20 protein-coding genes are annotated in these 22,759 nt (G+C 59.0%); 6 read left to right on the forward strand and 14 right to left on the reverse strand.

Going from position 1 to position 22,759, the window contains the following annotated elements:
* Positions 1 to 239: 239 nt before the first annotated feature.
* The 13 genes from ACFTOW_RS15185 to flgB all read right to left on the reverse strand — a co-directional run bounded on the left by ACFTOW_RS15185 (position 240) and on the right by flgB (position 15,978).
* On the reverse strand, positions 240 to 521 hold the full coding sequence (locus ACFTOW_RS15185) for a transposase (protein WP_379917220.1): 282 nt from the start codon (positions 519 to 521) through the stop codon (positions 240 to 242).
* Positions 518 to 871: an IS5 family transposase gene (locus tag ACFTOW_RS15190; RefSeq protein WP_379917184.1), complete on the reverse strand. Its 354-nt coding sequence runs from the start codon at positions 869 to 871 to the stop codon at positions 518 to 520. Before ACFTOW_RS15190 ends, ACFTOW_RS15185 begins: the two co-directional genes overlap by 4 nt.
* Positions 872 to 939: 68 nt before the next feature.
* Positions 940 to 2,205, reverse strand: coding sequence for a flagellar hook-associated protein FlgL (gene flgL / locus ACFTOW_RS15195; protein ID WP_379917186.1), 1,266 nt, complete (start codon positions 2,203 to 2,205; stop codon positions 940 to 942).
* A gap of 8 nt (positions 2,206 to 2,213) precedes the next feature.
* Positions 2,214 to 6,551: a flagellar hook-associated protein FlgK gene (gene flgK / locus ACFTOW_RS15200; RefSeq protein ID WP_379917188.1), complete on the reverse strand. Its 4,338-nt coding sequence runs from the start codon at positions 6,549 to 6,551 to the stop codon at positions 2,214 to 2,216.
* Between the two features lie 5 nt (positions 6,552 to 6,556).
* A complete protein-coding gene (locus tag ACFTOW_RS15205) occupies positions 6,557 to 6,877 on the reverse strand; it encodes a rod-binding protein (RefSeq protein ID WP_379917190.1) in 321 nt (106 codons plus the stop codon).
* 21 nt (positions 6,878 to 6,898) lie between these two features.
* A complete protein-coding gene (locus tag ACFTOW_RS15210; protein WP_379917192.1) occupies positions 6,899 to 7,996 on the reverse strand; it encodes a flagellar basal body P-ring protein FlgI in 1,098 nt (365 codons plus the stop codon).
* Between the two features lie 46 nt (positions 7,997 to 8,042).
* A complete protein-coding gene (locus ACFTOW_RS15215) occupies positions 8,043 to 8,693 on the reverse strand; it encodes a flagellar basal body L-ring protein FlgH (protein WP_379917194.1) in 651 nt (216 codons plus the stop codon).
* Between the two features lie 10 nt (positions 8,694 to 8,703).
* Positions 8,704 to 9,492, reverse strand: a complete 789-nt coding sequence (gene flgG, locus ACFTOW_RS15220; RefSeq protein ID WP_379917196.1) for a flagellar basal-body rod protein FlgG — start codon at positions 9,490 to 9,492, stop codon at positions 8,704 to 8,706.
* Between the two features lie 75 nt (positions 9,493 to 9,567).
* On the reverse strand, positions 9,568 to 10,392 hold the full coding sequence (locus tag ACFTOW_RS15225) for a flagellar hook-basal body complex protein (protein ID WP_379917198.1): 825 nt from the start codon (positions 10,390 to 10,392) through the stop codon (positions 9,568 to 9,570).
* An 80-nt stretch (positions 10,393 to 10,472) separates the two neighbouring features.
* Entirely contained in the window at positions 10,473 to 14,432 is a 3,960-nt protein-coding gene (locus ACFTOW_RS15230; protein WP_379917200.1) for a flagellar hook-basal body complex protein, read from the reverse strand.
* A gap of 32 nt (positions 14,433 to 14,464) precedes the next feature.
* Positions 14,465 to 15,160: a flagellar hook assembly protein FlgD gene (locus ACFTOW_RS15235; protein WP_379917202.1), complete on the reverse strand. Its 696-nt coding sequence runs from the start codon at positions 15,158 to 15,160 to the stop codon at positions 14,465 to 14,467.
* 12 nt (positions 15,161 to 15,172) lie between these two features.
* Complete coding sequence (gene flgC, locus ACFTOW_RS15240) at positions 15,173 to 15,592, reverse strand: flagellar basal body rod protein FlgC (RefSeq protein WP_379917204.1); 420 nt, start codon at positions 15,590 to 15,592, stop codon at positions 15,173 to 15,175.
* A complete protein-coding gene (gene flgB / locus ACFTOW_RS15245) occupies positions 15,592 to 15,978 on the reverse strand; it encodes a flagellar basal body rod protein FlgB (RefSeq protein WP_379917222.1) in 387 nt (128 codons plus the stop codon). The genes flgC and flgB overlap by 1 nt, the downstream gene beginning before the upstream one ends.
* A gap of 74 nt (positions 15,979 to 16,052) precedes the next feature.
* On the opposite strand from flgB, the gene ACFTOW_RS15250 reads away from it, so the two are divergent.
* From ACFTOW_RS15250 to istB, 5 genes are all read left to right on the forward strand, one after another.
* Entirely contained in the window at positions 16,053 to 16,664 is a 612-nt protein-coding gene (locus ACFTOW_RS15250) for a hypothetical protein (protein WP_379917206.1), read from the forward strand.
* Between the two features lie 25 nt (positions 16,665 to 16,689).
* The gene (locus tag ACFTOW_RS15255) at positions 16,690 to 17,034 is read left to right on the forward strand and encodes a hypothetical protein (protein WP_379917208.1); all 345 of its coding nucleotides are present in this window, start codon (positions 16,690 to 16,692) and stop codon (positions 17,032 to 17,034) included.
* A gap of 64 nt (positions 17,035 to 17,098) precedes the next feature.
* Complete coding sequence (fliD, locus tag ACFTOW_RS15260) at positions 17,099 to 18,748, forward strand: flagellar filament capping protein FliD (RefSeq protein WP_379917210.1); 1,650 nt, start codon at positions 17,099 to 17,101, stop codon at positions 18,746 to 18,748.
* Between the two features lie 72 nt (positions 18,749 to 18,820).
* Entirely contained in the window at positions 18,821 to 19,795 is a 975-nt protein-coding gene (locus tag ACFTOW_RS15265; protein WP_379917212.1) for an Arm DNA-binding domain-containing protein, read from the forward strand.
* A gap of 14 nt (positions 19,796 to 19,809) precedes the next feature.
* On the forward strand, positions 19,810 to 20,598 hold the full coding sequence (gene istB / locus ACFTOW_RS15270) for an IS21-like element helper ATPase IstB (RefSeq protein ID WP_379917214.1): 789 nt from the start codon (positions 19,810 to 19,812) through the stop codon (positions 20,596 to 20,598).
* A gap of 137 nt (positions 20,599 to 20,735) precedes the next feature.
* On the opposite strand, the gene ACFTOW_RS15275 is transcribed toward istB, so the two are convergent.
* A complete protein-coding gene (locus tag ACFTOW_RS15275) occupies positions 20,736 to 21,788 on the reverse strand; it encodes a hypothetical protein (protein WP_379917216.1) in 1,053 nt (350 codons plus the stop codon).
* 184 nt (positions 21,789 to 21,972) lie between these two features.
* On the opposite strand from ACFTOW_RS15275, the gene ACFTOW_RS15280 reads away from it, so the two are divergent.
* Positions 21,973 to 22,545 (forward strand): hypothetical protein, encoded by a 573-nt coding sequence (locus tag ACFTOW_RS15280; RefSeq protein WP_379917218.1) that lies wholly within the window; start codon positions 21,973 to 21,975, stop codon positions 22,543 to 22,545.
* The last annotated feature ends 214 nt before the right edge of the window (positions 22,546 to 22,759 follow it).

Below are 22,759 nucleotides of genomic sequence, written 5' to 3' on the forward strand. Positions count from 1 at the left end.
AAACAACAGATGAAACGGATGCGTCACCCGAACTAACTGCTCACCTGCGTCAGTCAGGCCTGCATTCCCTCGTGAGGTACAAGGTCCTGGAACAGGGCAGCTTCGCCTGGCCGAAGGTGCAAGACGGGGTGATGCGCCTGTCGCGGGCGCAATTTGAAGCGCTGTTCGAAGGTCTGGATTGGCGGCGGGTGGTGGCGCAACGGGTGTTGCCACCAGCTGCGGCAGGAGGACTCACCGGGTCAGTTTTGGCGTTGTTTTATTGGGCTTTCTGTCTCGGATCGGGTAGAAAGGGGCAATGGGATGGAAACGGCGCTTACACGCGAGTTCATGTCCGCGATGATCCAGTTGCTGTCATAGGCCTTGTCGCCGAGCAGCGCATCAAACTGCAGCCCTTTGATCAGAGGCGCGACACCGACCGTGTCATAGCGATTGCCCGGTAGCAGGATGAAGCGGACCAGATTGCCAAGCGCATCTGTCAGCGCCAGGATCTTGGTGGTCCAGCCGCCTTTCGATTTGCCTATAGCCTGACTGAGAGACCCCCTTTTGAGCCCTGTCCGGCGCGGTGAACCTTTACGATCGTTGCGTCCACCATCGCTATCTCCATATCGGGCTCATCGCTCAAGGCATTGAATATCCGATCAAATACGCCGGCTCGTGCCCAGTCACGAAAGCGCCGATAGACTGTGTTCCAGTTTCCAAAATCTGTCGGCAGATCGCGCCACGGTGCGCCAGTCCGCGCGATCCAAAATACAGCTTCCAGGAAGAGGCGCGGGTCCATCCCGGTCCGACCGGGGTCCCGTTTGCGCCCGAGGCAATGCGGCTCCATCTTCTCCCACTGATGATCTTTGATCACGAACCTGCTCTCATCCATTCGAACCTCCATTTTGGAAGTTTGAATCAGAAATCAGCCCAAAGGGGAATCCTGAATCTCAACAGACCCTAGTTCAAAAAGTCGAAAAGACTGCTTTGGCTGATTTTGGAATACGCCTGTCGCGCCGCGTCGCGATTGACAAGAAGGCTTTGCAACTCCGTGATCACCCGTTCCAGATCCGCCGCCGACAGATCATTGAGCTGCGTATCCAGCGCTACGGATCTGGTTAGCAGGTTTTCTTCCTGAGACTCTGCGCGCTCCAACCTGGCCCCGACTGTGGTCCGCGACAATGCGATGTGCTGACCGGCATCGATCAGCTTGGTCAACTGCGACCCCAATTGCTGCGCGACCGGTGCAAGGGTCTGCGCCGGCACACCATCCGTGGTGAAGGTGAATTTCGGATCCTTGCTGGCACGGTTCACGCCTTCGACGTCGAGCTCGGATATCGTGACGGTCCCGGTCCCGGCAGAGAGTTGCAGACGCCCGTTCTCTGACAGTTCGGCAGTGATGCCCGTGGCAACGCTTTGCGCATTGATCGCTTCGATCAGGCGGTCGTTCGACCCTCCCACAACTTCACTGACATTCACGGCCGTACGGCCCGACGGTCCCTCGATAACAAAGCTCACGTCTCGCGGCACCCGATCCCCGTTGAACTGCAACGACAGCCCGGGGTCGCCGGGCACCGACAAGCTGTCTCGAACGAACTCCTTGGTGGAAAGCGCGGCCTCGAAACTGTCGACAATGTCGAAAATACTGGCCATCCCCGAATTGGTCTCGACCTGCATGAAGACACGCCCGCCATTTACCGAGGTCGGCAAACGCATGGTTTCGGACGCTGCAAGCGTGTGCTCGCCGCCATCACCCTTGAAGTCTATCCCGCCACTCGCATTCAGCGCGAACGGCGTGGTATCTGTGGCATAGCCCGCAAATATCGCCTGCCCGTCCGTTGTGCGGCTGTTGGCAAGACCGACAAGCGCCGTGCGGATCTGGGCGACTTCGACGCGAAACGCCTCACGGTCGATCGGTGCGATGGTGTCACTGTTGGCGGCCGTCCCGATTTCACGCAGCCGCGTCAACATGTCGAATGCCGATGTCAGTTCCGCATCCGCAAGGGTCAGGCTTTCCTGTGCTGTCCTGACATTGCGCACGAAACCGGCAAGCTGGGTTGAGCGTTCTTCCAGCGCGGACAGCCTGACCGCATCAATCGGCTTGTCCGATGCCTGGGTAATCTCTTGTCCGGTCGAAATCTTGGTTTGACGCAGTTCGATTTCGTCATTGATCCGCGAAAAGCGGTTCAGCATCTGGTCAGCGAAAAGTTTGGTCGAAACAGACATGATTGGCCTCACGAAATCCGGATAAGGGTATCGAACATCTCACGTGCGGTTTGCAGTATGCGTGCTGCCGCCTGATATGCTTGTTGTTGCGCGATCAATTTGGCGGCCTCTTCGTCAAGGTTCACGCCGCTCAGTTCACTTTCCGATGCCACGGCCGCTTCATAGACCGCTTCATTCGACGTTCTGGTCAGGCGCGCGGCCTCAAGCGTGGCACCGATACCGGCGGCGATGGCGCGGAATTCGTCTTGATAGCTTTTAAAGCCTGTCCGCTGTTGGCCAAGGTTCAGCATCTCGTCCAGATTGCGCGCATCACCCGGTGACCGTCGTCCGGTAACCAGAGTGAACGTATCCCCCGTTTCGGCAAATCCAGAAAGCTCGACATCCTGCCCCGAGACATTGAACCGCGCCAGACCGTTTGACGTTCGCGTCGCGATCGACGCACCCGTCTCCACGTCGAACAGTTCAACTCGACTGGTGCCATCGTCCATCATCTCGACCCGGAAGTTTTCCGGTTTGCGGTCCCCAGCACCGCTCGGGGAGCCGATCTCGAACTGGGCCGCGATCCGCTTGGCACCTGTATCACTCATCACGACGATAAGCTCTTCGTCCGGCAGATCGCTCAGGCGCAGATAGGAGCCCGCTGTGCTGGTCGCGCCGGCCACGACATCAATCGCAGAAGCCGTCGTGCTGCGGGCGTTGAGCACACCTGCATCAACTGTCAGGCCAACCGTGCCGATCCTGAGGCCAAGCGCGGTCGCGTCGTCTCCGCCAGTCACGCTCAACTGTCCAAGGCCGGTCTGTTTTGCGCTCAAAACAAGGAAGTCGGTACCATCGTCGTCATTCTCGATTTCGGCTTGCAGGCTATTGTCCAACCCGGCGGGCACAGGGATCAATCCGGTTGCCGACTTTGTTACCGTGACGCTACCTGACACACCGCCAAGCGATACGTCAATTATGTAGGCCCCATTTGGCAGGTCCGACGCGATGGCGCGCCCCTGCAATGACGACGTTGTCTGCGCGGTACTCAACCCGAATTGGGCGGCCGTGGATTCGGACACCGGCACAGGCCCCGCGCCCGATAACTGGCCACCCACAACGCCAAGTGACAGCGCGAAATCGCCGTCCACTTCGTCCACACGGGGCACCAAACGCCCATTTTCCGGGCCTGTGATCTCAAAGTCCAAGGCCGTCAGACGGGTCGGGTCGCCGCCCTCGACACGCCTCAGTGTATACTCGGCACCGCCCAGCATGAAGCGCGCGGTCGTCCCCACAGGCGGGAAATCCCCGATGGCGCGCGCAGCCCCGGTCAGGGTCGGCACCGGGGCCTGGGCGCGTAATTCTGCCGCCATGGCCTGTGCCACCGCATCGCCCGAAAGGGTTCCGGGGGTCAAATCCGCAGCCGACACGCTGGCCGTGAAGGTCGACCCGTTATCGGCAGTCACCACCGCCTCATAGCGTGAGGACGGCGCGTGCACATTGGTCCCGTCAACACTGGTCGATGGTCCGTCAATCATCGGGTCGATATTGAACACCAGCGATGCCGCTGTGCCACCGTTCGAGAACTCACGCGCCACCAGACCGCCGGTGACCGGCTCGGAGGCGGAGGTCAGCGTCTCGGCCCCAGTAGCGTCACTTCTGATCTCGAACTCGGAACTGCTGAGGAACGAGACGGTGCCGCTGACCCGCATTTCATTCAGAAAGGGAATGGCGGATGTCGGAGTTCCGCCAAGGCTCAACGGGTTGAATTCCTGATCCAGGGCCACCGCGTCGAAACCAACACCATTCGGGGAAATGTTGCTGATCGCGATATCGAACCCGTCATCCTGAACCAGCGTCACCGCATCGCCGGACAACGACACCTCAGCGGTGATGCCCGTGTCATCGCTGCGCCTGTTGACCGCGCTGACCAGCGCATTCAGATCGCCATTGCTGATCTGTGCCGAAATCGTCAACGGATCGCCATCGAGACCGCCAAGGTCGAACTGGACGGATCCATCCGTGGCCGACGGATCAAGCGACAGGCGCAGGGCCGTCATTGCATTGGCGCGAACGCCGACCGGCGCGAAAGAGGCATTCGCGCGATCCGCGATCAAGGCGGCATCGGCCCCCGCCGGGATCGTGGCCGACCGGACAAAGCCAGTGGCCATATCCAGCGTAATCGTTTGACCCTGCGTCTGATTGACGTTGCTGTCCAAGGAAATCCCGACATTGCCTTCCGAAAGCGTCGTCCCGGTAGCGGCCGAAAGCCCAATAAGGTTGGCGGATACCTTGTGCGCGCCGCCCGTCAGCGGCGATGATGCCGTCTGGCTTTGCGTGACATCAATGCCACGATAGCCCACACCCCCCGCCACCGAATTGTAATCCGCGCGATACTCTGCCTCGCGGGTAAAACCGTTATCTACTGTCAGAAGATTGGCAACCTCATCCGTATCGAGCGGTATACCGGCGATCTGCCGGCCCTCTCGGGTAAACACCCGGATATCCGAGGCCTGCTGCCCTTGTGTCACGGTGGCCCCGATCGACGCACCCGTGGACGACACTGCAGAGGCCGCGGTCAAGCTGCGCGATCCGTCAGAAGCAAAAGCCAACCCCGTGGCCGATCCGGCAACGCTTATGCCCAGATCCGCAAGGGTTTTTCCCTTGTCAGATTCGACAACACCCATATCAAGGTATTTTGCAATTTCCGCGCCCGACTCCCAATTGTTTTTGACAACTTCGCCTGCTTTTAGTTTAAAAACGTCGCTTGGTCGCACGTCAAAGCTGTGAACGTCGTCGCCATCCAGCGTCAGGGTAAACGCCCCGATATCCGCGTCGACCGTGGCCGCGATGGATGCGGTCGCCTGCGTGGCCAGACTGGCGAGGGTGATGTCCTTGGTGCCGCGCGGTATGCTGCCGATCACGCCGCCCCGCAAAAGCTCTTGTGCCGCGACCGGCGATAGGTTGTTGGCCAGCACATCCGTCAATGGTGCGATACCCGAGCTTTCGCCCACCGCCGGTTGCGAGGTCAAAGCGGCCGACCCCAGATTGGTCGTATCCGGTGAGATCACGGTGGTGGACGACGCGGCGATCTCTTCAGGCCGTTCCAAGAGAAACGCGATCCGCGCGGCATCGCCGGGATCGCGCGTGAACGTCACCGTGTCGCCATCCTCAGGGGTCCCTGTCACGTCGATCACTGCGCCGTCGATTTCAAGCCGCGTCCGTCCCGTCGCCAACTCGGTTCCGGCATCATCCTTCAGGATCCACCGATCCGTTGACGCGGTATAGGTCATTTGCATGCGGTCAAGGCTGTCGGCCCGACCGGGAACCAGACGTATGGTCGCCTCGGCCGTGCCCTCGTTCGCGCGGCCGGCCGTGGCCGAGAACTGCGCGACGGCAAACATCTCGCGGCCCAGCTGGCTGTCAAGATCAATGCCCTGCGAATGCTGGGCATTGATCCCTGTGCTGAAATTCCGCGCCAGCATGTCCAACTCGTTGCTTGCCCGTCGCGTCGTTCCATACGCGTCGACCAGGCCACGCAGGCCGCCGGTTTCCAGTTGCGAGACGGTCTGCCCAGCCCCGACCCGGAAAAAGATGTTGCCCTGATCGCTGATACCGGCCGACAAAACCTTGCTGTCCTCGCCGGTCACGATGATCGGCCCGCCATCCGAGGCACCAAGACGCACTTCGGCCTCAAAGCGATTGCCGATCGCCACGCTGACCGGGACCATCGACGACAACCGGTCGATCAGCCGGTCGCGTTCATCCAGCAGCGTGTTGGGCGGATTGCCGCCAAGATTGGATGACCGCAATTTGCCATTGACCGATGCAAGTGCGCTAAGATTCTGGTTCACATCGTTCAGGCGTGTCGAAATCTCGTCGAATGTCCCGTCGCCCAATTCATCCAGCAGCGACGCGGTTGTATTGAATGCGTTGCTGATCGTGCGGCCCATCTCGATCGCGGCGGCGCGTGGCGCAAGATCGCCGGGACGCGCGGCAACTTGACCAAGCGTGTCGAAAAACGCGGTCATGGTGGTTCCAAGATCACCATCATTCGGCAGGACTGTGTTTTGCAGGCGCTCAAGCTTTTGCACGAACGCAACCGAAGATTCGAATCGGCCCGATGCGGTGCGCTTGCTGTCGGTCAGAAACGAGTCATAGGCGCGCCGCACCTCGCCCAACTGCACACCAAGCCCGGTTTGCGCTGTCAGGGCCGTCAACTCGCTTTGAACGCCGGAAACCTCGACCAGATTGGCATCGCGCTTGCGATAGCCTTCGGTGTTGACGTTCACGATATTCTGGCCAGTGACGTTCAACGCCTCGCGCTGTGCGTTGATCGCGCTCCGTCCGATTTCGAGCAAACTGGCCATTAAGGTTAGTCCTTACTTTCGACTGATGGCTGAAACTGTCGCACCAAGGCCTCTGCGACCCCCAATGACTCGCGCTGTGCCAAGGCGGTTGCATATTCCTGATCCAGCATGGAAAGAAACGTCTTGCTGCCCTCACTGTTTAACAATGGGTCGGCCAATTTCGCGGATCGGGCACTAGACAGAATGCTTTTCACGAAAAGCGCCTCGAACTGATCGGCGACATCTTCCAGCTGGGCGTCCTGTGACATCCCAAGCCCTTTGCCGCGTTCAGCCTGGCTTGATGTGCTCACAGCCATCGCCAATGTCGTGGAACTGATATCTGTCATGCTGGCCTGCCCTATGGTGGATCAGATTATGATCAGTTGCGCACGCAAGGCGCCCGCCACCTTCAGCGCCTCCAGTATGGCCACAAGATCCGACGGCGTGGCGCCGATCGCGTTGATCGCATCCACCACATCGCTAAGGTCGGTTCCCGGATCGAAGAGGAAGGCGCGGGCCTCGGGCTCGTCCACGGTGATTTCGCTGTCCGGAGTCAGGATCGGCTCGCCCGGCGCGTTCACCAAGGCATCCTCGGTAATGATCGTCTCGCTCTGCGCCGTCACGTTCATATCCTCGCGGATACGCACGGTCAGGCTACCATGCGTGATCACAGCCGGGGTGACATGGACATTACCACCGATCACCACTGTCCCGGTCCGGGAGTTCACGATCACTTGGGCTGCCGGCTCTGCCGGCTGCACCTCGACCTGTTCGATCAGACTGGCAAAGGACACCTTTTGCGCGGGATCCGAGGGGGCCAGAACCCGGATCGAGGCCGCGTCAATCGGCACTGCGGCGTTGTCGCCGAACACCACGTTGATCGCCTCGGCCACGTTGGTCGCCGTAGTGAAATCCGCCCGGTGCAGGTTCAGCACCAGATAATCTCCGGAAATGAAGGGGTTATCGACCATCTTCTCGACGGTTGCACCCTGCGGCACGCGGCCAACAGTCGGCACGTTGACCGTCAACGACGATCCGTCATCTGCCGTGACACCAAGGCCGCCCACCACAAGATTGCCCTGTGCGATGGCATAGGTTTCCCCATCGGCCCCAAGCATGGGGGTCAGCAACAACGTACCACCACGCAGCGATTCTGCTGGGCCAAGCGCCGACACGGTGACATCAAGCGTCTGACCCGGCTTGAGAAACGGGGGCAGGTCCGCCGTTACCATCACCGCCGCCGCGTTGGTCCCATCCATGTCGATCCGCTCGGTCACCATGCCAAAGCGCGACACCATGGATTGCAGCGACTGCAACGTGATGCCAAGGTCTTCGTCCCCGGTTCCGGCCAGGCCAACAACCAAGCCATACCCGATCAGCTGGTTGCTACGCACGCCGGCCACGCTGGCCAGGTCCTTGATCCGGTCCGCCAATGCACCGGTTGCCGGCACTATCACAAGGACCATTGCCAACACGGATAGCAGATTGCGACCGGGGCGCATCAGCACCGCCTCAAACCGGGTTCAGCGCGGAAAACAATTTCGGGAACAGGCCGCGACGCCCGGTATCTGCTACATCACCCGCCCCGATATACGTGATCTCTGCATTGGCCAGACGGTTGGAATTGACCACATTGGACGGCCCAATATCCTCACGCCGAACAATGCCGCTGACGCGGACATATTCGTCGCCGTTGTTCAGGGTCAGCTTCTTTTGGCCCAGAACCTCAAGATTGCCGTTCCCATGCACACGCATGACGCTGACTGTCACCAAGCCTGTAAACGAATTGGACTGCTCAGCAGCGCCCTTGCCCTCAAAGGTTTGTGCCGATCCGAACTGTGGATCCGGAATTCCAAGGAACCTCGGAAGCTGCGCGGTCACGTTTTCCGTCTTGCCCGCAGACGCCATCTGCGACTTGCTGGCCTGAAAGGATTCGTTCAACGCCACGGTCAGCACATCACCCACATTGGACGCCCGCCTCTGATACGCGAACATACCCGTTGCCCCAGAATGATAGATGCTACCATCCGCAGGACCAGAGCGCGCGGACGACTCTGGCATCACCGGCTGAAACGCTCGGCTTGCCTGATCCTCGACATAGGTGGAGCAAGCCGTCAGCGAACCAACGGCGAGGCAAAGGACAGCGTAACGAAGGAACCCCATGATCAGAACCTTACAAGTTATTTGAGATAAAACGCATCATCTCATCAGACGACGAGATCGCCTTGGAACTGACTTCATAGGCGCGCTGCGTTTCGATCATTTCGACGAGCTGTTGAACCACGTTCACATTGGAGGATTCAAGAGAGCCCTGCACCAGCTTGCCAAGGCCCTGCGCCTGAGGTGCCGCCACGGTTGGCTGGCCACTTGCGGCGGTTTGCACAAGGAAGCTTTCCCCGATCGGCTGCAAGCCCCGCGGGTTCGCAAAAGAGGCCAGTGTCAGCTGGCCCACTTCCTGAGGCGCCTCTTGATCAGCGACCTGCACGGAAACGATACCATCCTGCGAAATGTTCACCGCCAACACGCCTTCGGGTATCGTGATCTCGGGCTGCACGACATAGCCGCTTGGCGTGGTCAGCGCCCCATCCACACTGCGCGAGAATGACCCGTTGCGCGTGTAAGACACCCGGCCATCCGGCATGAGAACCTGAAAGAATCCCTGACCGTCAATCGCAAGGTCAAAAGAGTTGTCGGTATTAACCATCCCGCCTTGGGAATAAAGCTTTTGCGTGTTGACCACCCGGACACCGGTTCCAAGCGCCAGCGGCGAGGTCAGCGCGGTGCCCTCGGATGTCTGGTCCCCGCCCGAACGCTTGACCTGATAAAGAAGACTTTCAAAATTTGCACGGTCGCTCTTGAAGCCGACCGTGTTCAGATTCGAAAGGTTGTTGGCGATCACCTGCATGCGCGTTTGCTGCGCATTCAGGCCGGTCTTGGCAACGTGCATTGCGTTGGAGGACATCGAAAGCTCCGTAAAATCTGCATTTGATCAAGAAAATGCAAGAAGTGTGCCAAACGCGGCATGTTCAGCCGTCAATCAGCCATTCGGCAGGCGCATGACCTGGCTGGTGGCCTCGTCTATTTCCTGTGCAAGGGCGATGAATTTCACGCTCATCTCGAAATGACGCTGGCTTTCGATATTGGACACAAGCGACGCGATCGAGTTCACGTTGCTGTTTTCCAGCGAACCTTGGGCAAGCCGGGCCCGCTGATCGGGCTGGGGTAAAACACCTTGACCATCAGCGGTGCGGATGTGGCCATCGGGCGATTTGGCCAGAACGCGGTCTTCGGCAAGGGTTGTGGCGATGATCGGCCCGGGCACAAGGGTGCCTTCCGGTGCGCCGAACAGTTCAAGGTCGATCTGACCGGTTTCCTGGATCACGATCCGCCGCGCCTGCGGCAACTGGATCGGCGCCAATCCGGTGTCCAGAACGCGATTGCCCGCGCCATCGACCAGAAACCGCTCCGCATCGTATCCCAGATCACCACGCCGCGACAAGGCGTTGTCGCCACCCGTTGCCGGCTCGATAAAGAAATACCCGTCACCACGGATCGCCACATCAAGATCTTGGCCCGTGTTCTGAAGGTTTCCCGGCTCGGATGAAAAGAGGGACGTGTCGACCTGCTGGCTGTAGACCCGCGAGCGAAATTGATCGAACGCCTCCACGAACTGGGCCTGCCGCGTGACCGCAAGATCTGACCGAAAGCCGGGGACGTTCATGTTGGCCATGTTCTGCGCATTCACGCGCAACTCGGACCCGATGTTGCGCATGTTGTTGAGAGCGATGTGGATATTGCGGTCCATGACCTGCCCCTGACTAAAGCGTTTCACGAAACGCTGTGCGACGTGCAATCGTTTCATGCGTTCCACCTTTCCTGATCTCTCAGGTCAAAGGCAGAACGCTTTGGGAAAGACCGGCGCCCAAGGCGCCGGCCCTACGGTTACGTACGGATATTGATGATCGTCTGGGTCAACTGCGTCGAAGTTTCGATCGCCTTGGACGACGCCTGGAAATTCCGTTGCGCCGTGATCAGGTTGACCAGCTCCTCGGTAATATCCACGTTCGACCGCTCAAGCGCACCCGACTGGATCGACCCGAAGCCTTCGGTCCCAGCTTCCCCGATAATCGGATCGCCAGACGAGGCCGTCTGAACAAAGGTTGCGTTGCCTACTTGTTTCAAGCCGTTCTGGTTGTTGAAGTTCGCCAGCACGATCCTGCCAAGTGGTTTGTTCTGACCATTGGTGTAGTTGGCCCGCAACAGACCCGTGGCATCGATGCTCAAACCGTCCAGACGACCGGATGTAAAGCCATTCTGTTCAAGGTTGTTGACCACAAAGGGCGTCGCCAGCTGCGAGGAGTCGCTGTAATCAATATCCAGCGAGATCGAGAAGGTCTCGGTCTGGGCTTCGTAGCGGGTCAAACCCTGCGGGCTGATCAACCGGCCCGTCTTGTCAAAGGTCAATTCCCCTTCGTTAAGGTAAAGCGGGTAATATCCCTCAACCAGATTGTCCGGCTCGGAGTCGACGATCTCGCCGTTTTCGTTCACGAACAACGGCACACCGTTTTCATTGGTAGCTTGCACGAGGTTGGTGATCGACGGCACGCTTCCGATACCCAGCGGGACATCATCCAGCCCCAGTTTTGCCGGTCCCCGGACCCGTATCGTCGACTCCGATCCCGTTGTCTCGGTAGTAAAGACAAAGTTGTTGTCGTTCGGTTGATACCGGACGGTGACGCCGCCGATTGTCTTGCCGGTCACCGGGTCTTGCATCTGGTTAATCCGTTCCTGAAGCCGCTCGGCCAAGGTCGAACCGATGTAATTGCCGCCCGGAATCTCGATCACCGCGTTGATCCCGTTGACCGATACGTTGAACGTCGTCTCTTTGTTTGCCGGGTTCAAAAAAACAGGGTTGGAATTCAACGGGTCAGTCGCTGGCGCGCCCACCGCACGGGCCGGAAGCGATTGCAGGCCCGTCCCTTCGGCGAAGCTGACATTCTTGCTGCTGCCCACTCCCATCAGATCGTTTTCACCCAGTGCCAGCACACGCGACGCCAGATCTACGGCACCCGGCTGAATACGAGCGGACTTTGTGGCCGGGTCGATTTCATAGCGGCCCACCTGGATGTTCGAGGCTTTTTGCGCCGTCGGCACGCCCAGGGCCTTGTCCTGTGCAATCGCCTCACCGGTGGTCCCGCTTTCGAAGGTAAAGGCGCGCGCCTCGCGGTCATAGCTGACCTTGGCCCCGAACCGCGTTGGGCCATCCCCCTGATTTGCACCGTCAAAGACAAAGGGCTGCCCCTGAACGCTGGTCGCGCTGGTGATCTCTACCCGTGGAGAGGAACTGCCGGCCAGACCAAACGCGTTCACACCAGCGTTGCTGCTGGAAGAAACCTGAATAGCGGACAGGTTGCTGATTGCGCCACCGGGGCCCAATGTCGTGTGATCCACATTGAAAACAATGCTTTGCGTCGCCGCATCATATGCAACCTCTATGGGCGGGTTCAGCTCATCCACCCAAGCCATGTCTGTGGTTGTGCTGTCGAGACCAAGTTCAGCGGCTGTTGTATCAGAACCGGTCACGTTCCCCGTAATGTCTATATCAAAGATATCGACACCAAAGTCGGTGTTGAGGTCGCTGTCAGTATACGCATGGCGCGCGGCATCCGTTTCGCGCAGGACAAGCCGCTGGTTATTAAAGCTCGTGGCCGATCCTTCTACGTCAAGGGCCGCACCCTCGAAATACGCCTCTACATCCGAGGATCGCCCGGAGAGAACAAAGTAGTCTGTGCCAGCAATGCTTATATCTTCTTCGGGCAGCCCCAGACCACCAGTAGCAATTTCGATCTCATCGCCATCTATGCCCGTAATCCGAAAACTCCTACCGTTCAGCGCCTCTGCTTGCTCATTAGCGCCCATGAGCACGATCGTGTCACCCTCATTGAGGCTGGTTCCAACAGTAGTGCCCATTGTGATGATCAAGCGATTATTTTGGGAATCCAAGCTAATGGCGTCACCACCTGTTGAAACATCAAGTTTTTGGTCATACACGGCCACTGTCGGACGGTCCCCAACATTTGTATAGGCCAAATGACGGTCTTTGATGATAGCAAAATCTGTGCTTGCCCCCGCATTTTCTGTCAAAAGTTTGGGAAAATATCCAGAGTTGGCAACCGCAGTTTCAATTGCGGTCACCACGTCGGCTGCGGCCGTTAACCCACTGATATCAAACGTCAGATCGTCAAAACCAGAAAAACTGATGGTAATATTACCCGACACGGAACCGGTATTGCTGTCCAAATCGGAAACCGTGAACGTTCCATTGCTGTAGGTAACTCCCCATTTGCTTGTGCCCGTTGGAGGGGTCACAGTGGTTACACCAAGATCACGCGTGGTGAACTCGAAGTCAAAAACTTCCGGGTCCGCTGGCGGCTCGGATATCTTGGTCCCACCGGTCAACTGCGCAAACTGTTTGTCTGACGCGCCCGGAACGAAACCTGGATCGCTGTTCAAGGTATCGTTCAGGCGGGTCTGAGCATGGGCAAGAAAGACATCAAGGTCGAAATTCGGCGACGTGCTTTCCGACAAATCCATCCCGGCCTGGATCGAGACAAAAGACGGTTGCAGCAGATCAACCTCCAGTGGCGTGCTGCGAACCGGCGCGTCACCGGATGTGGTGGACTGGAAAAGCTGCAAGGAAATCTTGTCATCCACACCCTTCTGGATCTCAAGCTTGCGGGCATCGTCATGGGCTGCGTTGATCGCCCGCTCCACTTCTGCGGCCAGCTGCTCGGCGTTATACCGGCCCGCCCTGACATCAATGCTTACCGGGCGCGTACCGTCGTCGATGTTGACCAAAAGAAAGTCACGTCCCCAATAGACGCCCTGATTGGCGTCCGGATTTGCCTCGTATGTGGCGCCGAACTGCATGGGGTCGGTGACAATCTCGATTTCACCCGTCCCCTCATCCCCGAAATTGAAGCTGCTTGCCTGCCCGGTCAGTGCCGCAGGCTGTGACGGCACCCGGTCGTTCTGCTCGTCGAGCTTGTACAAAGGCGAACTTTTTTGCTCCAGCGTATAGCTTGCGTCCGGCACGGCGGTCGTCTGGTTTCCAAACCGGTCAATGAATATCTGCTCGTCAGAGCTGGTCACTGCAGGCACCAGATCAGGCGGCACAACCTCGTCATTGATGACAAGGCGGGTTTCGAACTTGTTGGTCGGGTCTTCGGCCGTCGCTCGCTGCGTCTTGATGAAATAGACCGTCGCGATGGTCGGGTTTCCCAGATCGTCGAAGATCGTGAACGATGTCGAGTTCGTAAAGCTTTCGGGATCTTCGGGATCAAAGGTATAGCCGTCTGCGAATTTTTCTTTATCCGTCACCACATCAGCGCTGGCCGGAACATTCACCGCCAGATCAACCATTGACGTCGCCTGTGGATCACCAGATGTCACCGGAAGCCGCAGCGGCGACGCGCTGTTGATATCCTTGGCGGTCACCGACCCGTCTTCGTTGACCGGATAGGCCAGCAGGAACTGCCCTGAACTGTCCACCACGTTCCGGTTGTTGTCGACATTGAACGACCCGTTGCGCGTGTAGACCACCTGGGTGGATGTCAGGCTGGGCTTGAGCGCGAAAAAGCCCTGCCCGGAAATCGCCATGTCCAGCGCATTCAGCGAAGACGCGATGTTGCCCTGCGTGAACTGCTGCTTGACCCCCTTCAGGATCGCACCTGAACCGATCGCGGATGAGTTGTTCTGCAACGGCGAAGTGGCAAAGATATCACCAAACTCGGCGCGTGAACGCTTGAAACCCGTGGTGCCGACATTGGCGACGTTGTTCGAGGTCGCGGATATGTCGGATTGTGCGCCATTAAGGCCAGTCAAAGCAGTGTAGAAGGACATGTTTCTCTCCCGTTATTCTTGGATGCGAGGATTTACAGTCGGAAGCGCAGCACTTCCGCAGCGCTGACATCACCGTAATCCCTGACTTCCAAAGTCGCATTTCCGGCCGATTTCGCGCCCGACGCGCCAATTACCTCGGCATAGACATTCGGCATTAGGCCTTCAGGGCCATCACCATAATTCACCGACACATCCATGCGCACACCCCGAGATCCGTCGCGGTATTGCTCGGGCAGACCCGTCCAGGCAAAACCGGACATCCCGCTGGAGCGCGCACCCAGTTCAAGCGTGTGCAGCAGCTCACCGGTTTCGGCATCCGCAAAGTCGATCCGGGTGTCGAGTGACGCGCGATCAAGATCCAGCATGCCGTGAATTTCGCCGTCGCTATCTGCCCGCGCAACATCGCCTGGCAGCAAAACCGAATGACCCAGCATGTTGACCGAGGATGCCAGCCTGAACTGATCAATCTGATCCGCGATGCCCGACATCGTATTGGACATCTCGCTGATCCCGGCAACAGACGAAAACTGCGCCATCTGCGCAATGAAATCGCCGTTGTCCATCGGGGCGAAAGGATCCTGGTTCTGCAACTGCACCGTCATCAACCGCAGGAATTCCGCCTGCCCAAGCTCATCTTTCGGTTCCGTGTTCTTTGTGTCGGTCGTGCTGATCCCCAGCTTGGATAGCAGCGCGTTCTGAGCCGCCAGGCTCTTGTTGTCGACGTCCATTCACTTGGCTCCTTAAGACTTGCCCATGTTCACGGTCCGCAGCATCAGGGTGCGCAGCGTCGTGACCACTTCAAGGTTGTTCTGGTACTGCCGACTTGCCTCTAGCATATCGACCATCTCTTCATTCACATCGACCGAAGAGACATAGACAAAGCCCTGCTCATCGGCGAGCGGGTGCCCCGGGTCGTGGATCTGCTGCGGGTCGCGATCAAGCTCGACAACATCGCGCACGTCCGTTGTGGCCATTTCCGCATTGCGCCGACCGCCTTCGAAATATGTCTGGAACACCGGGCGCAACGGGCGAAAGGCCGACTCGGCCGAGCCTGACCTGACATTGGCGTTGGCAATATTGGACGCAACCGTGTTCAGCCTGACCTGCTGGGCCGCCATGGACCGGCCCGCGATATCGAATATGTTCTTTAGTTCTGCCATCATTCCCCCCGGATCGCTGTCATCAGGCCCGAAATACGGTTGTTGAGGAACGTCAGCGTTGTCATGTAGCGCAGGGAATTTTCCGAGAACTCCATCTGCTCCACCGCCATTTCCACCGTGTTGCCATCAAGAGACGGATTGAGCGGCTGGCGGTATTTCACGCCGCTCAACCCATTGCCGGCAATGCTGTCAAAGTGCCGCACACTCGACATCCGCACCGGGCTGTCGCCGTTCTGCCGCGCCATTTCACGGTCGAAATCTATGTCGCGCGCCTTGTAATTGGGCGTCGCTGCGTTCGCTATGTTGGAGGCCAGCAAGTTGTTGCGCTTTTCCCGCAACGCAAGCGTTGAGGCCTGAAAAGAAATGTGGTCCTTGAGAGCGTTCATGAATTTCATCCGTGACGTCTTGTTTCTGGTCCGAGTTTTGCAAGTTGAATGCCAAATCTCAGCCGGAGGCCGGAATGCCCGAAAAAATCGCCCCATCGCCGCGCAAGCCGCGTAAGTCACCAAACGCGGCCCTGCCGAAAAAGACCGATCCTATCGCGGATAAGCTTTTACAGCATCTTGCCAACACACCCGCATTGACGGCAGCGGGGGTTCTGGCGGGCATGTTGCCAGACACCGAAGACCCCGCCACACGGCTGGCGATCATGCGGACACGGATCCAGGTGCTGCGGGCCAGAACAACCGCCTGCCAGCTTGGCCAGCCCGTTGCCGGCAACATCACCCTTGGTGAGGTTTTCGCCAATCAGGCCAGAGCCGACCAACAGCTGTCAGCGCAAGTGGCGACCCCGTCGGATCCAGAGCCCGAAGCAATAGCTGACGCAGGGCGTGACCCAGAACTGGCCGACAACCCGGTCCAAGTACGGCTTCTTGAAACATATACCCATGAAGGCATTGAATTGCGCAAAGGGGGGGTGTTCCTGGTCAGCGCCAACTCTGCCAAGGATCTTGCAGAGCGCGGGATCTGCGAAGTGCTCGCCGAGCCCGAAACGCCGGACATCGGCACAACCGCTGCGGACACCGGCACAGCGGACACGGACACGCCAGAAGACCCCGAAAACGTCAAGTAATCATTCACATCCGGAGACTTGCTGCATGGCCAATTCCCTTATCGGACTGTCAATCGCGGCCCTCGTTCTTAGCGGCAGCCTGCGTGACTGCGCCAGCATGACGCGCTTCAATCAGGAAAGCTACGATTGCTCGGCCGTCGGAGCGCCCTTCACGCGTATCGTGTTCAGGGACACTGATATCGGCAAGCAAGGCACGGTCGAGGGCGGCACGCCGACAAAAGTCACCATCACCGCCTCTGACGATAACCGGATCACCGCGACATGGGGCGACGGCATGGTCCGCATCAACCGCCAGACCGGCGCCATCGCCACCACGCTCAGCAGCAACGTCAAAACTTACGCCTGCAAGCAAGCGACTTTCCGGATGTAATCGCCTGCAACGCTAAACCGGCGGCGATCACCGCCGTTTACTGAACAGATAGGGGAGGCATGCCATGGGCGATACCAGACCAGACATCATATCCGCACTCAATCGCTCGGGCAGCGGCATCGAGCTGAAAAGCCTGGTATCCGGCCTTGTGGAGGCGGAAACCAGTGGCCAGCGTTCGTTGACGCAGCGCCGAGTCGAGGACACGAATACCACGATCTCTGCCATGGGGCAGCTGTCGCAGGAGATCGGTTTGTTCAGGGCCGGCATGTCGCAGGCAGCCGAAACCGCCTCTCGAAGTGCGGACAGCTCGTCGAGTGCCGTTTCGATCGACGTGACCAACGAAGCCGCCGCCAAGGATATTTCCGCGGCCATCAACGTTGTGGAACTGGCCTCGCCGCAGGTGCTGACGTTCAAGTTCGACGCCAACACAACCCGAAGCAGCGCCGTCTCTGCCGGGTCCATTTCGCTTGAAACCCCCGACTGGACCGACCCACGCACGGCAGAGGTCAGCGCCAACGACGCCACACTTGGCGGGCTGGTGGATGCGATCAACGGCGTCGAAGGGCTGACCGCGTCCCTGCTTGATACCGGCACCGGTGTTGCGATGGTCGTGAAAGCAGAAGACGGGATCGACAACGCGCTGGACGCCAGCTCGATCACCGCCCTGAAGACCGCGCTTGGCATGACCGGCAATGCAGAGAACGGGACAACCGACAGCGCGGAAAATCCCCTCGGGGTCACCGCCGCGGAAACGACTGCGACCAACGCCCGTTTCACCGTTGACGGGCTTACGATAACGCGCGGATCGAACGAGATTGATGATCTGTTCGCCGGCCACACGGTGACCTTGAATGCCGTCGGCACCTCCAACCTGACCTCGGCGGAAACCAGCGCCTCTCTCAAGGACCGGGTCAACGGCTTTCTGGCCGAAGTGAACGCCCTTAGATCCTATCTCGAAACGGCCACGCAACGTGGTGTGAACGGGGCCGAACCCGGGCCGCTGGTCGGAGATCGATCCGCACAATCCGTTCTGGACCGACTCAAGAGTCTCACGACACAACCGATCCCCGGTTTTGGTGACGAACCCGTCTTTCTGGCCCAGCTTGGAATCCAGACCGAACGGGATGGCAGCCTGTCGCTCAACGAATCCGTGTTCGACACGCGCATTGCCGGAAACCCGGACATGGCACAGGCGATTTTCGCAACCCAGTACAGCGCCGATGACGACCGGGTTGCAGTCACCGGCCTGTCATTCGCGCCGCCGCAGCCGGGCCGCTACGAGCTGATCTACGATCCCGCAACGTCACCGGCCACAGCCACGCTGAATGGAGAAGCCCTGAGCGTCAGCACCAACAGCGCCGGGAAGGTCGTTCTGCGTTCAACCAGCGACGGCACCAATGGCATGTCCATGACCCTTGATCAGGATGTGGCGATCACCACGACCGTGGGCTACGGCAAAAGCCTTGCGGACCAGATGGGCAGCTATGCCGACGACTTGCTTGGTCGCGACGGCATTCTGGCACAGCGCGAAGCGCAACTTGCCAAAAATCTGCTGGAATTCGAACTGTCGCTGGAAACCATCGAAGAAAAGGCCGCCGCCCTGACAGAACGATATAATATCCAGTTCGGTCGCATGGAGGCCGTTATCACCAGCCTCAACAAGACCGGTGAATACATGCAATCGCTTATGGACTCATGGAAAAAAGATAGTTGACGTCGCGTCGCAAGATCCCTTTTCGCATGGTCGGTTAGGATGCTGATCAAATGACCGTATGGGATCAGGCACATGCTTGAGGATGATAAGCCCGTGTCGCAAGAGCCACGATCAAGACCCGTAAATGCAAAATTTGCCCGGCGGCAACCGCGCGATGACACGTGGCGTGTCGGTGTGTTCCTGCGCGTTCGTGGCAATGGCGAGCAAATCTGGGTACAGCACATTCGGGTCGACGGTCAGCCACGCAAGGTCGTCCTAGGCAATTTCCCGGACCTGTCGATGTCCGACGCACGCAGGGCGGCGGCGGAAAACCAACACTTGGTCGATAGCGGCGGCGATCTGGTGGCCAAACAGCGACAGGACAACACTAGGGCGATCCGGGCACGCCTTGACAGTCTGGCAGAGCGCATAAAAAGCGGCGGCTCTGCGTCAACCGATCAGACGGACACTCCCCAGCCGGCCACCGCCCCGGTCAAGCGCGCGCCCAAAGCGCAAAGGAACAAGACCGCTCTACGCACACCCGACGTCGTGGCAAAACGACGCAAGCGGGCACAGGCGAAGCCAACGCCCACCACCACCCAGAAAGAACCCAACCATCTGACCGGAACGGCGCAAGACACGACACCGGCACCAAAGCCAAAGCCCACGCCGCAAAAGCCGCGGATGTCCGAGGCTGTGAACGCCTCCGCCAGCAAACCGCCCCCTCAGGCCAAGCAAGACACAGCGCCGAAATCCGAGGCACAACATCTGCTCGACGAGGCGCGACGGATCGGGCCAAATGTGCTGGCCTTGATCGAGCATATTTTGACCGAAGACCCGAAATCGGTGATAGGCCTTCGCCGGTGCGAGGGGATCCTGGCCTTGAAGCACACTAGCGACAACTATCTTGACGAGGCCTGCGCGCAAGCCTTTGACGCAGGTGACATTTCTTTGACGGGGGTGATGTCACGCGTGCAGACCGAACATTCCCAGGATATGGACAAGACGGACTCTGACCCCTCTGATATGGCGCATGCGAATATTCGTGGCGCCAACTACTTTTATTGAAAAGGACAGGCTGAATGCTCAATCACCCCACATACCAAATGTTGCTCGCATTGAAACTTGACGGGATGGCGGATGTCTATGCGGAACTTCTTGCGCATGACGCAAGCCGTCATCAGGATCCGAGCGAATGGATCAGCCTGATGGCCGCGCGTGAAAAATCAATCCGCGATACCCGTCGGCTGCAAAGCCGTTTGCGGGTCGCCAAACTGCGCGATGAAAACGCAACGATGGACACGATTGATTTCCAGGTTCAGCGCAATCTAGATCGGGCGCGTTTCGAAAAGCTTCGGGATGGCGGATGGATCCGGTCGCGCAAGTCTATCCTGATCACAGGGCCCTGTGGTGTGGGCAAGTCGTACCTTGCCTGCGCCTTGGGCTTTGAAGCGTGCCGTCAAGATCATCCAGTATTATACTATCGGATGCCGCAGCTTTTTGCCGATCTGGCCGCCGCGCGCGAGGCAGGCAATTTCGATCGGTTGTTCCGCAAGGTCGTTCGCGCGGATGTCCTGATCATCGACGATTGGGGGCCGGATATCCTCTCACCGTCCGAGCGGCGCGATCTGATGGAAATCGTTGACGAACGGTACCGGCGAAAATCCACAATAGTCACAAGTCAGCTGCCCGTCGCCAAATGGTACGACACGATTGCGGATCCGACCTTTGCCGATGCGATCTTGGACCGACTGGTGCATCAGGCCCACCGGTTCGAACTTGATGGGCACTCCCTGCGCAAGACCTTGCAGGAAGAGCCCCACGAAACGCGAAAGCCCGGGTTTGCGCAGTCATTTGGCCGCAGTGGCTAAGCCGGCCTGTTTCCACCGCATATGCAAGAGCGGACAGACCCGGCGTCGTTTCACTTACGCCGCCCGTCCATCTTCACCCGATTTGACGTTGCTTTGGCAATCGGCAAATCTTGCGCCACAGCCAAGCGGCAGTGCCGTCAGCTGGGGTGGGGGCGCTTGCGGCGCCAGCCATGGGGCGTGTGGGTGCGACATTTCTTGCGGCGGTCCCTTTTGACATCGGGAATGAACAGCCCGATCCATAGGAGGTAGACCACGATCTCGGCCGCTTCAGGGGTCAACGTGGCTATGGCATTCGGTTGCGCGGCGTCGCCTTGGGCGATCTGCCGAATGTACATTGCGGCAACCATAATGTCTGCGGGTGCTGCCTCGGGTTCGCCCGCTTGGCCTTTTGCATCGGAGGCCGGGTCCGCGCGTATCAAAGGATCGTCGGGATCAAGCACCGCAGCGGCGAAATCGGTCACCTGGTCCAACAGGCTTTGGCCATAGATGATGTCCGTGGTGATTGGCTCCTCTGCTTTCAGCACGATGGAAAGCTCTTGTGTTTGTGCGCGCAAGGTCAAAACCGGCCGCCCCAAGGCATCCCGCCCCGTGGCCAGTGGCGTTCCGTTCAACATGGCGATGACAGGGCTGTGCGTCGGGTCATAGACCAGCCTATGGACGCCACCGGCCAGCAGGTGCGGCCCGACTTGCGCTGGCGTGGCGCCATCTTGCCCTGCGCCGGACCCGATGATCGCGGCAACCATATCGCGCCTTTGACTGGCGATCCGGGTGAACCGTTCTTCGCTCAGTGTCAGTAACTGGGCGGCGTCGACTCCGATCCCCAGATCGGAGGGCAAAACCGGGTCGGGCCCAAAGCCGTGGATGGGCCGGGACACGATCTTGCGCAGCCGGTCAAGCAGGACATGCGCGATCATCCGGTCTGACAGTGGCGGGGCTGTCGCTGTGCCCGTGCCGCGTTGCGCCGTGATTGCAAGAAACGTGATCAGCGTGTTCATCTCGCGCAGCAGCGCCGCCACGCGTTTTTGCAGGGATGCGATGGTCTCCTCGGATTGCAGTCGCGCCTGACCTGGCGCATGGGCTGTGATGTGATAGCCGGACACAAGAGTGTCCATCGTTGTCGAGGCATGGACAAAGGGCCAGCCATTCAGCTCACCCAGTGTGTCCTTGGCCGCGACCGCACCGGTTGACACGACAAGGGGTTGGGGGCCTGATGGCAGGGCAGGCTGAAAAAGGCGTCGCAGCGCCGCGATGGAGGCCGGCTCCAGCGCATGAGCAGATCCTGGACGGGTTTTGACAAGAAGGGCCAGACCCTCCCGTGTTTGCAGCAGCGACACCGTGAGGCCCGATAGGCCGTTCAGGCTTTGAACAAGGCCCTTGATCGTATCATTGCCGGAGCCGATCCTGAGTGTCTGCCCCGCCTGCTGCGATTGCCCCGGCGGGTTCGGCCGGACAGAGGCCAGCGTCACCTGGCCGGCGCTGTGCTGCAAGACGGTGTCGGGTTTTGCGCTTTGGGCCAATCTGAATACGATGATCTGCGGCGCAGCCAGTTGCCGTATGGTCATGCTTGCAGAAAACGCGGTGGTCAGCGCTGGATTTGCGATCCCGATGGATACCATCCTTGGGGCGCTGCTGGTCATCTTGAAGTCTGTCCCAGTCACCGCCGCGACCGATGATTTGAAGCCGCCGACGGCATTGAGAATGCGCGCCTTGACGGAAACCCGGGTGTCGACACTTTCGGCTGCGCGTTGGGTCTTCGCACCGGTCGGGCTGTTCATGGTCGGGTCAGCCGGTCGTGACGGGGCTTCAGGCGTCAGGCGGCGTTCGTACGAGGCACTGCCAGTGTTTGGAAAAAACTGGGGTTTGATATCAACCATAAGAAACTCCTTTCCTGAAATATGCCGCCTTTCACCTGACCCGGCAGCAAAAGGCGGATCGGGAGTGTCATGAACTCTGTGTATCTGGTCCGGTCCATGCGGTTTCAGATACTCAAGCGTCGAAATGCTCGCCAAACATTATGGCGAACTGGTTGCGGGCTGCAAACCATTCCCTGACATTTCTGCCATCCTTTTCAAAGTTGCGTGTGAATCAGCATGCAAAAGTGACCCACTTGGGTGGGTTATGATCATCTAAAACTGACCCACCTGCATTGTTAACATCCGTG

Source organism: Lacimonas salitolerans (genome assembly GCF_042677865.1).
In the GTDB taxonomy this organism is placed as follows: domain Bacteria; phylum Pseudomonadota; class Alphaproteobacteria; order Rhodobacterales; family Rhodobacteraceae; genus Lutimaribacter; species Lutimaribacter salitolerans.

Coding starts and splice junctions, on each gene's coding strand:
- ACFTOW_RS15250 (WP_379917206.1), top strand. CDS start 16,053: ATGCCCGAAAAAATCGCCCCATCGCCGCGCAAGCCGCGTAAGTCACCA.
- flgG (WP_379917196.1), bottom strand. CDS start 9,492: ATGTCCTCCAACGCAATGCACGTTGCCAAGACCGGCCTGAATGCGCAG.
- fliD (WP_379917210.1), top strand. CDS start 17,099: ATGGGCGATACCAGACCAGACATCATATCCGCACTCAATCGCTCGGGC.
- ACFTOW_RS15230 (WP_379917200.1), bottom strand. CDS start 14,432: ATGTCCTTCTACACTGCTTTGACTGGCCTTAATGGCGCACAATCCGAC.
- ACFTOW_RS15225 (WP_379917198.1), bottom strand. CDS start 10,392: ATGAAACGATTGCACGTCGCACAGCGTTTCGTGAAACGCTTTAGTCAG.
- istB (WP_379917214.1), top strand. CDS start 19,810: ATGCTCAATCACCCCACATACCAAATGTTGCTCGCATTGAAACTTGAC.
- ACFTOW_RS15215 (WP_379917194.1), bottom strand. CDS start 8,693: ATGGGGTTCCTTCGTTACGCTGTCCTTTGCCTCGCCGTTGGTTCGCTG.
- ACFTOW_RS15265 (WP_379917212.1), top strand. CDS start 18,821: ATGCTTGAGGATGATAAGCCCGTGTCGCAAGAGCCACGATCAAGACCC.
- flgK (WP_379917188.1), bottom strand. CDS start 6,551: ATGGCCAGTTTGCTCGAAATCGGACGGAGCGCGATCAACGCACAGCGC.
- flgL (WP_379917186.1), bottom strand. CDS start 2,205: ATGTCTGTTTCGACCAAACTTTTCGCTGACCAGATGCTGAACCGCTTT.
- ACFTOW_RS15235 (WP_379917202.1), bottom strand. CDS start 15,160: ATGGACGTCGACAACAAGAGCCTGGCGGCTCAGAACGCGCTGCTATCC.
- ACFTOW_RS15190 (WP_379917184.1), bottom strand. CDS start 871: ATGGATGAGAGCAGGTTCGTGATCAAAGATCATCAGTGGGAGAAGATG.
- flgB (WP_379917222.1), bottom strand. CDS start 15,978: ATGAACGCTCTCAAGGACCACATTTCTTTTCAGGCCTCAACGCTTGCG.
- ACFTOW_RS15255 (WP_379917208.1), top strand. CDS start 16,690: ATGGCCAATTCCCTTATCGGACTGTCAATCGCGGCCCTCGTTCTTAGC.
- ACFTOW_RS15205 (WP_379917190.1), bottom strand. CDS start 6,877: ATGACAGATATCAGTTCCACGACATTGGCGATGGCTGTGAGCACATCA.
- flgC (WP_379917204.1), bottom strand. CDS start 15,592: ATGGCAGAACTAAAGAACATATTCGATATCGCGGGCCGGTCCATGGCG.
- ACFTOW_RS15210 (WP_379917192.1), bottom strand. CDS start 7,996: ATGGTCCTTGTGATAGTGCCGGCAACCGGTGCATTGGCGGACCGGATC.